The sequence below is a fragment of the Mesorhizobium sp. NFR06 genome (genome assembly GCF_900115245.1).
Classification (GTDB): domain Bacteria; phylum Pseudomonadota; class Alphaproteobacteria; order Rhizobiales; family Rhizobiaceae; genus Mesorhizobium.
This window is the reverse complement of record NZ_FOVT01000007.1, coordinates 186197-199386: the sequence shown is the minus strand read 5'-3', so window position 1 is coordinate 199386 and position 13190 is coordinate 186197. Positions and strand designations below refer to the sequence as shown.

Sequence of the window (13190 nt, the reverse complement as noted above, 5' to 3'; positions counted from 1 at the left end):
ATTCAGGAAGAAATTATGCTTGAGATCAAGAACCTGCACGCCCGCATCGTCGATGACGGCACCGAAATCATCCGCGGCCTGGACCTGACGGTGAAAGCCGGCGAGGTCGCCGCGATCATGGGCCCGAACGGCTCGGGCAAGTCGACGCTGTCCTATATCCTTGCCGGCCGCGAGGACTACGAGGTCACCGAGGGCGACATCCTCTATAACGGCCAGTCGATCCTCGAAATGGATCCGGCCGAGCGGGCGACCGCCGGCATCTTCCTCGCCTTCCAGTATCCGATGGAGATACCGGGCGTGGCGACCATGGAATTCCTGAAAGTGGCGATGAACGAGCAGCGCAAGGCGCGCGGCGAGGAGCCGCTCAAGGTTCCGGAATTCCTGAAGCGCGTGAAGGAGGCTGCGGCCTCGCTCAGCATGGACATCAACATGCTGAAGCGGCCGCTCAATGTCGGCTTCTCCGGCGGTGAGAAGAAGCGCGCCGAGATCCTGCAAATGAAGCTTCTGGAACCGAAGCTCTGCGTGCTTGACGAGACCGATTCCGGCCTCGACATCGACGCGCTGAAGATCGTCTCGGAAGGCGTCAATGCGCTGCGTTCGCCCGACCGCGCCATCGTCGTCATCACCCACTACCAGCGCCTGCTCGAGCACATCGTGCCCGACAGCGTGCACGTGCTCTACAAGGGCCAGGTCATCAAGTCGGGCGACAAGTCGCTGGCGTTCGATCTCGAGGCCAATGGCTATGCCGGCGTGATCGGCGAAGCCGCGTGAGATGGGAGCGGTCGAGGCAAGAGCCATGAACATGCACGCACAGCCGCAGCGCACACTGGCCGAGACGGCGCTGATCGATGCCTTCGGCGAGCGGCTGTCGCTGCTGCCCGGCGACGGCGCGGTGATGGTCAAGCGCGACGACGCGATTGAGGCGATCAAGCACGGCCTGCCGACCCGGCGGATTGAATCCTGGCATTATACGGATCTGCGCCGGCTGCTGACCAAGGTGCCGGCTTTCGAGGCCGGCGCCGTCGTGAAGGCGCTGGCGCCGGTTCTTGAAGGTTCGGCCGTGCTGCCGGTGCTGAACGGCGTCTCCAATGCCAAGGTGCCGGAGATCGAAGGCGTCACCGTGCAGCGCCTGTCGGAAAAGCTCATCGACGGCAGCGTCGCGCCGGGGCTTGACCCCTATGGCGACGACGACGCGATCGGCGCGCTCAACACCGCCTTCGTCGCCGACGGCTATTTCGTCGATATCGCCGACGGCGCCGAGCTGGAAAAGCCGATCGAATTGCAGAACCTGCAGGCCGGCGGCCAGTCGCATGTCAGGCTGTTGACGCGTGTCGGGGCCGGCGCCAAGGCGGTTATCGTCGAGCGCCAGGCGGGCGAGAACGACGAGGCGCTCGTCTCTTCTGTCAGCCAGCTTGTGGTCGGCGACGGCGCCGAAGTGACCTGGCTGATCGTGCAGGAGCAGCCGGACACCGCCACGCATCTGGCGCAGTTCAAGGCGCATGTCGGCAAGGATGCGAAGCTGACGCTGTTCGTGATGAATGCCGGCGGCGGGCTGGTGCGCCAGGAGGTGGTCGTCAGGACGACGGGCCAGGGCGCCGATTTCAAATTGCGCGGCATCAATCTCCTGGCCGGCGACACGCATACCGACACCACCATGGTGCTCGACCACGCCGTGCCGCACACGACCTCGACCGAAGTGATGCGCAACGTGGTGACAGGCAAGGCGCGGGGTGTGTTCCAGGGCCGCATCAACGTTCATCAATATGCGCAAAAAACCAACGCCAAGATGGCCTGCAACACGCTGCTTTTGTCGGACGACGGCGAGTTCTCGACCAAGCCGGAGCTGGAGATCTTCGCCGACGACGTCGTTTGCGGTCATGGCGCGACGGTCACCGAGATCGATCACAACCATCTGTTCTACCTGATGGCGCGCGGCATCGACGAGAAGACCGCACGCGGCCTTTTGGTGAAGGCCTTCGTCGCGGAAGTGATCGAGGAACTGGACGACGAGGCGCTGGTCGAGGCGCTGGAAGCGCGCCTCGACGAGTGGTTTTTGACGCACGGGTGAAGTGGTCGAGGCATGGCCTCGGCCACACCCCTCGTCCGGCCGCTTCGCGGTGGATTGGCGCGAAGCGCCAAGACGCGCGGTGCGCGACAGAATGAGGCTTTGAGCTTGTGATGGACCAGAAGATCGAAACCGCCCCCTACGACGTCGAGGCGATCCGCCGCGACTTCCCGATCCTGTCGCGCCAGGTCTACGGCAAGCCGCTGGTCTATCTCGACAATGGCGCCTCGGCGCAGAAGCCGCAGGTGGTGCTCGACACCATCCAGCACGCCTATGCCCAGGAATACGCCAACGTCCATCGCGGGCTGCATTTCCTGTCGAACGCGGCGACCGACGCCTATGAGAGCGCGCGGAAGTCGGTGCAGCGGTTTCTCAATGCGCCCAGCACCGACAACATCGTCTTCACCTCCAACACCACTTCGGCGATCAACACTGTCGCCTACGGCTGGGGTATGCCGCGGATCGGCGAGGGCGACGAGATCGTGCTCTCGATCATGGAGCACCACTCCAACATCGTGCCGTGGCATTTTATCCGTGAGCGGCAGGGCGCGAAGTTGGTCTGGGTGCCCGTCGACGATCTCGGTGCCTTCCACATCGAGGAATTCGAGAAGCGCCTGACCGACCGCACCAAGCTCGTCGCCATCACCCAGATGTCCAACGCGCTGGGCACGGTGACGCCGATCAAGGAGATCGTGCGAATCGCGCATTCGCGAGGCATTCCGGTGCTGGTCGACGGCAGCCAGAGCGCGGTGCATATGCCGATCGACGTGCAGGACCTCGACTGCGATTTCTTCGTCTTCACCGGCCACAAGGTCTACGGGCCGTCGGGCATCGGCGTGCTCTACGGCAAGAAGCACATGCTGGAAGAGATGCGGCCCTTCATGGGCGGCGGCGAGATGATCGAGGAGGTGACGGAGGACATCGTCACCTATAACGAGCCACCGCACCGCTTCGAGGCCGGCACGCCGCCGATCGTCCAGGCGATCGGGCTGGGTGCCGCGCTCGACTACATGGAAAAGGTCGGCCGCGAACGCATCGCAGCACACGAGGCGGACCTCAAGACCTACGCGCATGAGCGGCTGCGCGCCATCAACTCGCTGCGCATATTCGGCGACGCGCCCGGCAAGGGCGCCATCATCTCGTTCGAATTGCAGGGTATCCATGCGCATGACGTATCGATGGTGATCGACAGGCAGGGCGTCGCGGTCCGCGCGGGCACGCATTGCGCCCAGCCGCTGTTGAAACGCTTCGGCGTAACCTCCACATGCAGGGCGTCGTTCGGCATGTATAATACCAGGGCCGAAGTCGATGCTTTGGCCGAGGCGCTGGAAAAGGCGCGAAAGTTCTTCGGGTGATGATGATGGACGATGTGAGCGCGACCGCAGACACTGTTCCAGAAACGGCAGGCCCGGAAGCGGCAGGCAACGGCATCGTGTCGGCCTCGGCGATCCCAGCCGACGAGCTGGCGCGGCTGACCGACGACATCGTCTCGGCGCTGAAGACGGTCTATGACCCCGAAATCCCGGCCGATATCTACGAGCTCGGCCTCGTATACAAGATCGACATCGAGGACGACCGCTCGGTCAAGATCGACATGACGCTGACCGCGCCGGGCTGCCCGGTGGCCGGCGAGATGCCAGGCTGGGTCGAGAACGCCGTCGGCGCCGTCGAGGGCGTGTCCGGTGTCGAGGTCAGCATGGTGTTCGATCCGCCATGGACGCCCGACCGCATGTCGGAAGAGGCGCAGGTCGCGGTCGGGTGGTATTGAGCTTGACTTGCACGCTAGGTGAAACTTCACCATCTTAGAGAAGACTCATTCCGCGGGCCTTGAACCCGCGCGAACGTGGAGAATGACATGGGACGCTTCGCCGTCATCACGATGACCGACAAGGCCGCCGACCGGGTGCGCGAGATCGTCGCCACCCGCGAGAACGCGCATGGCATCCGCCTCGGCATCAAGAAGGGCGGCTGCGCCGGCATGGAATATACGGTCGACCTTGTCACCGAGCCGAACCCCAAGGACGACCATATCGAGCGCGACGGCGCGCATGTCTATGTCGCGCCGGAGGCGGCGCTTTTCCTGTTCGGCACCGAGATGGATTTCGAGCAGACGACGCTGCGCACCGGATTCACCTTCAAGAACCCGAACCAGAGTTCGGCCTGCGGTTGCGGCGAATCCGTCGAACTGAAGCCGGCCGACCTCAAGGCGCTTGCCGAAGCGCGTGCTTCGGCCTGACGGTTTCTCTGACGTTTGCTCAGTCCGGCAGCGCGGCGATCACAACAAGCTCGACGACCAGGTCAGGTTGCGCCAGCGCGGCGACGCCGATCACTTCCGATGGCGGTGGATTGTTGTAGCTGCAATGCTTCGGGCAATGCTCGGCAAAGAATTCATCCAGCACATCCAGGCGGAAGTTCGGTGAACTGAGGACGCCACCGGTCGGAAACGGCCCCTTGACGTAAAACGTCACCTTGACCAGGTGGTCGAGCGAACTGCCAAGTTCCTCCAGGTCCGCTTTGATGTTGGCGAGGATTGCGCGCCACTGCGCGGCCGGGTCGCCGATGGCGCCGCCCTGGTGCATCGACGGGTCGTAATCGTCGATCGTGGCGGTATTGCCGCACAGAAAAACATATCCCTTCGCGTCCGTGACGACCGTGCCCTTGCCCCATGGCATCAAACGATCGCCTTTGAATTTCTTGTGCGTCGTAAGGTTCATTTTGGCCTCCTGTCAGCGGCGCGGTTCACCGTTTCAAGGAAACGGCGAACCGCTCTGCCTCCCTGTTTCGATGCAATTCCCGACGGAAAACCGCTGCGCAATTTTCCGGGTATGGCCCTAGATCAGGATGACGTTTCGTTGAATCGTCATCCTGATCTGGCTCTTTGTTGGAGCATGATCTGTTCCGAAAACCGGTTCCCACTTTTCGGGATCATGCTCTAATCCACCCACATGCCGGTGCGCCTGTGCCAATCGGCGATCGATTCTTCCGGATAGACGTCGAACACCTTGTCGTTCCTGCCGATCACCGGCTCGACCCAGTTCGCCTTGTATTTCAGCATCAGATGCACCTTTTCCGGCGGCTTCGGCAGGTCGCTGTCGATGGCCGATGCGAAGGGGTGCACGAGGTCCGGCCAGGTCGGATCGTAGAGCCAGAGCGCAGCTCCGCACTTTCGGCAGAAATTGCGCTCGCCGGTCGAGACCTCGCAATGCGGATGCTCGTCGTCCTCGATCTCGGCGCGGTAGACGCCGAGGCTGCGCCTGCCCCTTATGTTCATCGTTTCGTAGTCGGCGCCGAGATTGATGGCGAAACCGCCGCCGCCCTGCTGCTTGCGGCAGATCGAGCAGTAGCAGAGCATGAACGGCACCGGCGTGTGGCTTTCAACCTCGAAGCGGACGGCGCCGCAGCGGCAGGAGCCTGTGAGCAGGACGGGCATGGCAGGAAACTCCGTTTTCGGATCTCAACCTGTCAGCATGCTTTTGGTTGCGGCGATGACAAGGCCCATGCCGGGTGAGATGATTGCGGCATGGACAACGAGCGCCTTGAAGAACTGTTCGACAGCCTTGGGCCGATCAGCATCCGCAAACTGTTCGGCGGCAAGGGCATCTATTGCGATGGCGTGATCGTCGCGGTTGTCGTGCGCGGCGAATTGATGCTCAAGGCCGATGAGGAGAGCGTTCCTGATTTCCAGGCCGCCGGCTGCACGCAGTGGACCTATACCGGATCCCGGCATGGCAAGAAGGTGGCGATGCCCTATTGGAGCATCCCCGACGACGCCTTCGACGATCCCGACGAGATGGCGGTCTGGGCGCGGCGCGCCTATGAGGCGGGGCGAAGGGCGGGGAAGTAAGCCCTACAGCGCCTTGGCGATCTCCGCCGCCAGCCGCGCATTGTTCTCGACCAGCGCGATGTTGGTCTTCAAGCTGCGGCCGCCGGTCAACTCCAGGATTTTCGACAGCAGGAACGGCGTCACCGCCTTGCCGGTGACATTCTGCGCCTCGGCTGCTTTCTGCGCGGCCTGGATGTAGCCGTCCATCTCCGCGGCCGGAATCTCGTCATTCGGCGGCACCGGGTTGGCGACCAGAATGCCGCCGGTTAGGCCGAGCGCCTGGCGGGTGCGATAGAAATGCGCGATGTCCTGCGGCGCATGCAGCGTCAGCGGCGCGCGGAAAGGCGACTGCCTCGACCAGAAGGCCGGCATGGTTTCGCAAGCGTGGCCGATCACCGGCACGCCGCGCGTCTCCAGCACCTCCAGCGTCTTTTCAATGTCGAGGATCGCCTTGGCGCCGGCCGAGACGACAATGACCGGCGTGCGCGCCAGCTCGTCGAGGTCGGCCGAGATGTCGAAGCTCTTCTCCGCGCCCTTGTGGACGCCGCCGATGCCGCCGGTGGCGAAAACTTTTATGCCGGCAATATGCGCGGCAATCATGGTGGCCGCAACGGTGGTGCCGCCGGTGCGCTTTCGAGCGACGGCAAAGCCGATATCGGCGCGCGACAGCTTCATGGCGTCACCGGTCATGGCCAGCGATTCGCGCTCCCCGTCGGAGAGTCCGATCTTGATACGGCCGTCGACCACGGCGATCGTCGCCGGAACCGCGCCGCCGTCGATGATGATCTGCTCGACCTTGGCCGCCATCGCGCCATTGTCAGGGTAGGGCATGCCGTGGGTGATGATGGTGCTTTCCAGCGCCACCACGGGCCGGCCGGCGGCAAGCGCCTCAGCCACAGGCGGATGGATGTCGACGAAGGGGCGGGCGGTTTGCGGCGTCATGACTGTCTCCGACAAGGAGGAACTAGATGATGGGTGGCCCTATGCCACCTCCCGTGCCTCCGGCACAAGGGCGAGCGCCTGCCTGAAGTTGCCCGCCGTGAAGGACGGGACAGCCTCCGGGCTCTCGATGGCGAGCATTGCCGCAGCAACGCCCTCGCGCAGCGCGGCACGCAGCGGCAGGCCGCGCAGCAAGGCGGCGACCGTTGCGCCGGTCAGGGCGTCGCCGGCGCCGGTCACGTCGGCGACGCGGCGAGGAGCGGGCGGGTCGATTTCGAAGATGCCGGTGTCGTCGAAGCCCAGCACCGGGGCGCTGCCGGCCGTCACGACGCCGCCCCCCAGGCCGGCTTGCCTGAGGCGGCCGACAAGGGGTTCTCCGGACAGTTCGGCGCCGACCAGCGCGGCGGCTTCGCGGCGGTTCATGAACAGCAGCGACAGATCGTCGAGCAGCGGCGCCAGGCGAACGACCTTGGCCGGCGAGACTGCGATGGCGAAGAGCGGCCGGCCGCCGGCCAGCGCCACTATGCGTTCCAGCGCCGCCGTCGGCAGGTTGGCGTCGCACAGGACGGCGTCGGCGGCGGCGATCGCCTCGCGCACCTTGGCGCGGCGGAGCTGTTTCGGGAAGGCAAGATCGTAGAGCGCCATGTCGGCCAAACCGAGGATCAACTCGCCGTCGGCGTCGATCAGCGCCGTGTAGCTCGGCGTCGCGCGGTCGAGGAACACGACCGAGAGGTCCGTTATTCCGGCTCTGTCGATCGCCAGGGCGACCGTGTCCGCCGCCGCGTCGCCGCCGCGCACCGAGATCAGCGAGGCCGACACGCCGCGCCTGACCACGCTGCGCAACGCGTTGAAAACGACGCCGCCGACATCCTCGCGCATCATGCCGGGGTTGGACGCGGCAGGTACGTAAGTGCCCGAGACCTGGCCGCGCCGGTCGATATGGGCGCCGCCGAGCGCGAGGATGGATGGGGATGTCGGCATGAGGGATCAGTGACTTTCGTTGATCGTGCGGCTGTGCACACTACAGCATGTCATGCCAAAAAGGTTCGCGTGACATGCAGCCGCTTCTTTGATCTTATGTGTACGCCTGTCCCGAAACCGCTGCGCACTTTCGGGGACATGCTTCAGGTTCCCGCGCATAGCCCCCAATCCCAGTCGCGATTCGGGGCGGCGGGACAAGCGAAGTTTCTTTGGACCAGCGGTTCCGTTTTGCACCAGCTCTGGTGAGACAAAGAAGGAACAAACCGAGATATTGATTGTCTTTCAGATATTTATTGCCCCTTGCCAAATGAGAACAAAAAAGGTACAAAACAACAGGGATCACGGATTGTCCGGCCTTCATTGACGACCAAGGGGTGATGTATCATGGCTCAGAATACTTTGCGGCTTGTAGAGGATAAGGCAGTGGACAAATCAAAGGCTCTGGATGCGGCGCTGTCGCAAATCGAGCGCGCCTTCGGCAAGGGCTCGATCATGCGGCTCGGAGCCAACGAGCAGGTGGTCGAGATCGAAACCGTACCGACCGGCTCGCTCGGCCTCGACATCGCGCTCGGCGTCGGCGGCCTGCCGCGCGGCCGCATCATCGAAATCTACGGGCCGGAAAGCTCGGGCAAGACGACACTGGCGCTGCACACGGTGGCGGAAGCCCAGAAGAAAGGCGGCATCTGCGCCTTCGTCGATGCCGAGCACGCGCTGGATCCGGTCTATGCCCGCAAACTCGGCGTCGACCTCGAAAACCTGCTGATCTCGCAGCCCGACACCGGCGAGCAGGCACTGGAAATCTGCGACACGCTGGTGCGTTCCGGGGCGATCGACGTTCTGGTGGTCGATTCGGTCGCGGCACTGACGCCGCGCGCCGAAATCGAAGGCGAGATGGGCGATTCGCTGCCCGGCCTGCAGGCCCGCCTGATGAGCCAGGCGCTGCGCAAGCTGACCGCCTCGATCTCGCGCTCCAACACCATGGTCATCTTCATCAACCAGATCCGCATGAAGATCGGCGTCATGTTCGGCTCGCCCGAGACGACCACCGGCGGCAACGCGCTAAAATTCTACGCTTCGGTGCGCCTCGACATCCGCCGCATCGGCTCGGTCAAGGACCGCGACGAGGTGGTCGGCAACCAGACCCGCGTCAAGGTGGTGAAGAACAAGCTGGCCCCGCCCTTCAAGGTGGTCGAGTTCGACATCATGTATGGCGAGGGCGTGTCGAAGACCGGCGAACTGATCGATCTCGGCGTCAAGGCCGGCGTCATCGAGAAGTCCGGCGCCTGGTTCTCCTATAACTCGCAGCGCCTCGGCCAGGGCCGCGAGAATGCAAAACTGTTCTTGCGCGACAATCCCGATACCGCGCGCGAGGTCGAACTGGCGCTGCGCCAGAATGCCGGGCTGATCGCCGAGAAATTCCTCGAGAATGGTGGCTCCGAAGGCGGCGACGACGGTTTTGAGGACGAGGCCGGCGCTGTGTAAGGCCGGTTGGTTCCAGGAAGCTGCGGCGCGATCTCCGGTTCGCGATCGCGCCGCAGCAATTGGTCGGCTCAACCGGAGTTCGGCCACAATCCTGGTTTATCGGTATATGCTTATGTAAGCGAGTTCTTGAGTGCTGCGTACCCGAGCCGCCGGCCTTTGTGCCGGCGGTTTGCGTTTCCGGGTGTCGTGGATGCACCCGACGGACCCGCCGATTGGCCTAACTCCGTGTTTCTGGACAGGGTCAAGAGCTATCGCTAAAAGGCCAATCTATCTTCTGAAACACCAAAGCCCATTTGCCGCCGGCCGAGCCGGCGGTTCTTGCGAAAAAGGCAGTATGCAATGAGCGGCGTGAACGACATCCGGTCGACATTCCTCGACTACTTCCGCAAGGAGGGCCACGAGATCGTCGCCTCCAGTCCGCTGGTGCCGCGCAACGATCCGACGCTGATGTTCACCAACGCCGGCATGGTGCAGTTCAAGAACGTCTTCACCGGCCTTGAGAAGCGTCCCTATTCGCGCGCCGCGACCGCCCAGAAGAGCGTGCGCGCCGGCGGCAAGCACAACGACCTCGACAATGTCGGCTACACCGCGCGCCATCTGACCTTCTTCGAGATGCTCGGCAATTTCTCGTTCGGCGACTATTTCAAGGAGCGCGCGATCGAGCTTGCGTGGAATCTGATCACCAAGGGTTTTGGCCTGAACAAGGACAAGCTGCTCGTCACCGTCTATCACACAGACGACGAGGCGGCGGGCTATTGGAAGAAGATCGCCGGCTTCTCGGACGATCGCATCATTCGCATCCCGACCTCGGACAATTTCTGGGCGATGGGCGATACCGGCCCATGCGGCCCGTGCTCGGAAATTTTCATCGACCGCGGCGAGCATATCTGGGGCGGTCCGCCCGGCAGCCCGGAAGAGGATGGCGACCGGTTCCTGGAATTCTGGAACCTGGTGTTCATGCAATACGAGCAGGTGACGAAGGAGGAGCGCATCGACCTGCCGCGTCCCTCGATCGACACAGGCATGGGCCTGGAGCGCATGGCCTCCATCCTGCAGGGTGTTGAGAGCGTCTTCGAGACCGACCTTTTCAACCATCTGGTCGATGCCGCGTCCTCCGCGCTCGGCCAAGGTCCGAACGCGGAGAATGTCGCGTCCTACCGCGTCATCGCAGACCATCTGCGCTCGTGCTCTTTCCTGGTGGCCGACGGCGTGCTGCCCTCCAACGAAGGCCGCGGCTACGTGCTGCGCCGCATCATGCGCCGCGCCATGCGCCATGCGCAGCTGCTGGGCGCCAAGGAGCCGCTGATGTGGCAGCTGGTGCCGGCGCTGGTGCGCGAGATGGGCCAGGCCTATCCCGAGCTCGCGCGCGGCGAGGCGCTGATCACCGAAACGCTCAAGCTCGAGGAAACACGCTTCCGCAAGACGCTCGTGCGTGGGCTCGGCCTGCTTTCGGACGCCACCGAGACGCTGCATGCCGGCGACATGCTCGACGGCGAGACCGCCTTCAAACTCTACGACACTTATGGCTTCCCGCTCGACCTGACGCAGGATGCGCTGCGCCAGCGCAACATCTCGGTCGATATCGCCGGCTTCACCGACGCGATGGAACGGCAGAAGGCCGAAGCGCGCGCGCATTGGGCGGGCTCGGGCGAGGCCGCGACCGAGACGGTGTGGTTCTCGGTGCGCGAAAAGACGGGCGCGACCGAGTTCCTGGGCTATGAGACCGAGCAGGCGGAAGGCATCGTCCAGGCCCTGGTCAAGGACGGCAAGATCATCGACAGCGCGGGCCAGGGCGATGCCGTGGCCGTCGTCGTCAACCAGACGCCGTTCTACGGCGAATCCGGCGGCCAGATGGGCGACACCGGCGTGATCTCCGGCGACGGCTTCTCGATCGAGGTTTCCGACACGCAGAAGAAAGCCGACGGGTTGTTCGTGCATCTCGGCAAAGTGGCGAGCGGCGCGGTGAAGACGGGCGCCGCCGTCGAGCTGAAGGTCGACCATGCCCGTCGCTCGAAGCTGCGCGCCAACCATTCCGCCACGCATCTGATCCACGAGGCGCTGCGCGAGGTGCTGGGCACCCATGTCGCGCAGAAGGGCTCGCTGGTGGCGCCCGACCGCTTGCGCTTCGACATCTCGCACAACAAGCCGATTTCGGCGGATGAGCTTGAGGAGGTCGAGCGCATGGCGAACGAGATCGTCGTGCAGAACAGCCCGGTGACGACGCGCCTAATGTCGGTGGACGATGCCATCGCCGAAGGCGCAATGGCATTGTTCGGCGAAAAATACGGCGACGAGGTGCGCGTCGTGTCGATGGGCACCGGCTTGCATGGCGCCAGGGCCAATCGGCCTTATTCGGTCGAGCTTTGCGGCGGCACGCATGTGAGATCGACCGGCGATATCGGGCTGGTGCGCATCCTGTCGGATAGCGCGGTGGCGGCCGGCGTGCGCCGCATCGAGGCGTTGACTGGAGAGGCGGCGCGCAAGCATCTCGACGAACAGGACAGGCGCCTGAAGGCAGCGGCGGCAACCCTGAAAATTGCGCCGGCCGATGTGCCGTCGCGCGTCGAGGCGCTGCTCGAGGAGCGCAAGAAGCTCGAGAAGGAACTCACCGAGGCGCGCAAGAAGCTGGCGCTGGGTGGCGGCTCGGCCGTTGCCGACGCTCCGGCCACGAACGAGACCGTTGCAGGCGTCGGTTTCCTTGGCAAGGCGGTCTCCGGCGTGGCGCCGAAGGACCTGAAGCCGCTGGCGGACGCCGGCAAGAAGACGCTCGGCTCCGGCGTGGTCGTCTTTGTCGGCGCCGGCGAGGACAACAAGGCGAGCGTGGTCGTCGGTGTCACCGATGACCTGACCGCCCGCTTCAGTGCCGTCGATCTCGTGCGCGTCGCTTCGGCCGCGCTCGGCGGGCAGGGCGGCGGCGGCCGGCCGGACATGGCGCAGGCCGGCGGCCCCGACGCCTCCAAGGCCAATGACGCGATCGCGGCTGTGAGGGCGGCGCTGGAGGCGGCGTGACGGCGCGGCGACAGGCTTAGCTCAAGCTGGCTCCTAACTCTCCGAGGTGGCCCTGCCCCTCATCTGGCTACCGCCATCTTCTCCCCGTTGAACGGGGAGAAGGGGGCCGTCATCGCGGCTTTCGCCATCACCAGCATTGCAACGAAAGGCGCTGGCGTTGCGGGCTGGCCCCTTTCGCCCCGTTTACGGGGAGAAATGCCCGGCAGGGCAATGAGGGGCGGCGCCGACGCCGAGCCAGTTCACTCGAACTAGGCGACCTTTTTAGTCCTGGCAAAGCTCTGCCGTCCAGCCACCCGCGAATACCAATCCTGCATATCCGCAAACCGCGCCAGCAAATCCCGCCCTTCCTCAACCTTGACGAAATAGGCGATGACCGGTGCGGCGTGCAGGTCGGCCAAGGTCAGCTGGTCGCCGAGCAGCCAAGGCCCATCTGCCTTCAGCGAGGTCAGCACTTTCAGCACGGTCTCCGCCTGGCTCAGGCCGCCGGCGATCAGGGTCTCATCCGGCTCGGTCTTTTCCAGCCGCTCGACGGCAACGTCCCAGACCATCGCGCGATAGCCATACGCGTCGAGCATGCCGATGATCTGGCCCATCCTGGCGCGGCCGCGCGCGTCGACGGGTTGCAGCGACGGGCCATCGAAGGCCTCGTCGATGTAACGCGTGATGGCATTGGTCTCGAACAGCCGGAAGCCGTCATGCTCGAAAGCCGGGATGCGGCCGAAGGGGTGATGCTCGAGATACCAGGCCGGAATGCCCTCGGCCGCGAAGATGTCGAGCGGCACCAACTCATAGCCGACGCCCTTCTCCTCCAGCGCCATCCGCGCGATGCGGACATAGACGCTGTAGTCGGCGCCATAGAGGATCGGCTTGGTCATCAGACCCGACCCTTCG

General features: G+C 64.2%; 13 protein-coding genes. 8 read left to right on the top strand and 5 right to left on the bottom strand.

The genetic code is table 11. The annotated features are described in order from the left end of the window. The first annotated feature begins 15 nt into the window (after positions 1 to 15). The 5 genes from sufC to sufA all read left to right on the top strand — a co-directional run bounded on the left by sufC (position 16) and on the right by sufA (position 4301). Positions 16 to 771: a Fe-S cluster assembly ATPase SufC gene (gene sufC, locus F3H96_RS15305; RefSeq protein ID WP_149802563.1), complete on the top strand. Its 756-nt coding sequence runs from the start codon at positions 16 to 18 to the stop codon at positions 769 to 771. A 25-nt stretch (positions 772 to 796) separates the two neighbouring features. After that, positions 797 to 2068, top strand: a complete 1272-nt coding sequence (gene sufD / locus F3H96_RS15300; RefSeq protein WP_149802562.1) for a Fe-S cluster assembly protein SufD — start codon at positions 797 to 799, stop codon at positions 2066 to 2068. A gap of 110 nt (positions 2069 to 2178) precedes the next feature. Next, positions 2179 to 3420, top strand: coding sequence for a cysteine desulfurase (locus F3H96_RS15295; protein ID WP_149802561.1), 1242 nt, complete (start codon positions 2179 to 2181; stop codon positions 3418 to 3420). Positions 3421 to 3425: 5 nt separating this feature from the next. Next, positions 3426 to 3833 carry an SUF system Fe-S cluster assembly protein gene (locus tag F3H96_RS15290; RefSeq protein WP_149802560.1) on the top strand — a complete coding sequence of 136 codons (408 nt, stop codon included), beginning with the start codon at positions 3426 to 3428 and terminating at the stop codon, positions 3831 to 3833. A gap of 87 nt (positions 3834 to 3920) precedes the next feature. Further along, complete coding sequence (gene sufA, locus F3H96_RS15285) at positions 3921 to 4301, top strand: Fe-S cluster assembly scaffold SufA (RefSeq protein WP_149802559.1); 381 nt, start codon at positions 3921 to 3923, stop codon at positions 4299 to 4301. A gap of 19 nt (positions 4302 to 4320) precedes the next feature. Here sufA and F3H96_RS15280 read toward each other — a convergent pair whose 3' ends face one another. Both F3H96_RS15280 and F3H96_RS15275 read right to left on the bottom strand, forming a co-directional pair. Next, the gene (locus F3H96_RS15280; RefSeq protein WP_149802558.1) at positions 4321 to 4779 is read right to left on the bottom strand and encodes a RidA family protein; all 459 of its coding nucleotides are present in this window, start codon (positions 4777 to 4779) and stop codon (positions 4321 to 4323) included. A 218-nt stretch (positions 4780 to 4997) separates the two neighbouring features. Further along, positions 4998 to 5495: a GFA family protein gene (locus F3H96_RS15275; protein ID WP_149802557.1), complete on the bottom strand. Its 498-nt coding sequence runs from the start codon at positions 5493 to 5495 to the stop codon at positions 4998 to 5000. Positions 5496 to 5585: 90 nt separating this feature from the next. Here F3H96_RS15275 and F3H96_RS15270 point away from each other — a divergent pair, with 90 nt between their 5' ends. After that, positions 5586 to 5909 carry a TfoX/Sxy family protein gene (locus F3H96_RS15270; protein WP_149802556.1) on the top strand — a complete coding sequence of 108 codons (324 nt, stop codon included), beginning with the start codon at positions 5586 to 5588 and terminating at the stop codon, positions 5907 to 5909. A 3-nt stretch (positions 5910 to 5912) separates the two neighbouring features. On the opposite strand, the gene F3H96_RS15265 is transcribed toward F3H96_RS15270, so the two are convergent. Further along, on the bottom strand, positions 5913 to 6830 hold the full coding sequence (locus F3H96_RS15265; RefSeq protein WP_149802555.1) for a pseudouridine-5'-phosphate glycosidase: 918 nt from the start codon (positions 6828 to 6830) through the stop codon (positions 5913 to 5915). Positions 6831 to 6869: 39 nt separating this feature from the next. After that, positions 6870 to 7808, bottom strand: a complete 939-nt coding sequence (locus F3H96_RS15260) for a carbohydrate kinase family protein (protein ID WP_149802554.1) — start codon at positions 7806 to 7808, stop codon at positions 6870 to 6872. Positions 7809 to 8192: 384 nt separating this feature from the next. On the opposite strand from F3H96_RS15260, the gene recA reads away from it, so the two are divergent. Further along, entirely contained in the window at positions 8193 to 9290 is a 1098-nt protein-coding gene (gene recA / locus F3H96_RS15255; protein ID WP_112098561.1) for a recombinase RecA, read from the top strand. A gap of 339 nt (positions 9291 to 9629) precedes the next feature. Beyond that, complete coding sequence (gene alaS, locus F3H96_RS15250; RefSeq protein WP_149802553.1) at positions 9630 to 12299, top strand: alanine--tRNA ligase; 2670 nt, start codon at positions 9630 to 9632, stop codon at positions 12297 to 12299. Positions 12300 to 12547: 248 nt separating this feature from the next. Here the strand turns inward: alaS and F3H96_RS15240 are convergent, their stop codons facing one another. Continuing rightward, the gene (locus F3H96_RS15240) at positions 12548 to 13174 is read right to left on the bottom strand and encodes a glutathione S-transferase family protein (RefSeq protein ID WP_149802552.1); all 627 of its coding nucleotides are present in this window, start codon (positions 13172 to 13174) and stop codon (positions 12548 to 12550) included. Positions 13175 to 13190 lie beyond the last annotated feature (16 nt).

Coding starts and splice junctions, on each gene's coding strand:
- sufD (WP_149802562.1), top strand. CDS start 797: ATGAACATGCACGCACAGCCGCAGCGCACACTGGCCGAGACGGCGCTG.
- F3H96_RS15280 (WP_149802558.1), bottom strand. CDS start 4,779: ATGAACCTTACGACGCACAAGAAATTCAAAGGCGATCGTTTGATGCCA.
- recA (WP_112098561.1), top strand. CDS start 8,193: ATGGCTCAGAATACTTTGCGGCTTGTAGAGGATAAGGCAGTGGACAAA.
- F3H96_RS15275 (WP_149802557.1), bottom strand. CDS start 5,495: ATGCCCGTCCTGCTCACAGGCTCCTGCCGCTGCGGCGCCGTCCGCTTC.
- F3H96_RS15260 (WP_149802554.1), bottom strand. CDS start 7,808: ATGCCGACATCCCCATCCATCCTCGCGCTCGGCGGCGCCCATATCGAC.
- F3H96_RS15240 (WP_149802552.1), bottom strand. CDS start 13,174: ATGACCAAGCCGATCCTCTATGGCGCCGACTACAGCGTCTATGTCCGC.
- F3H96_RS15295 (WP_149802561.1), top strand. CDS start 2,179: ATGGACCAGAAGATCGAAACCGCCCCCTACGACGTCGAGGCGATCCGC.
- F3H96_RS15290 (WP_149802560.1), top strand. CDS start 3,426: ATGGACGATGTGAGCGCGACCGCAGACACTGTTCCAGAAACGGCAGGC.
- F3H96_RS15265 (WP_149802555.1), bottom strand. CDS start 6,830: ATGACGCCGCAAACCGCCCGCCCCTTCGTCGACATCCATCCGCCTGTG.
- sufA (WP_149802559.1), top strand. CDS start 3,921: ATGGGACGCTTCGCCGTCATCACGATGACCGACAAGGCCGCCGACCGG.
- alaS (WP_149802553.1), top strand. CDS start 9,630: ATGAGCGGCGTGAACGACATCCGGTCGACATTCCTCGACTACTTCCGC.
- F3H96_RS15270 (WP_149802556.1), top strand. CDS start 5,586: ATGGACAACGAGCGCCTTGAAGAACTGTTCGACAGCCTTGGGCCGATC.
- sufC (WP_149802563.1), top strand. CDS start 16: ATGCTTGAGATCAAGAACCTGCACGCCCGCATCGTCGATGACGGCACC.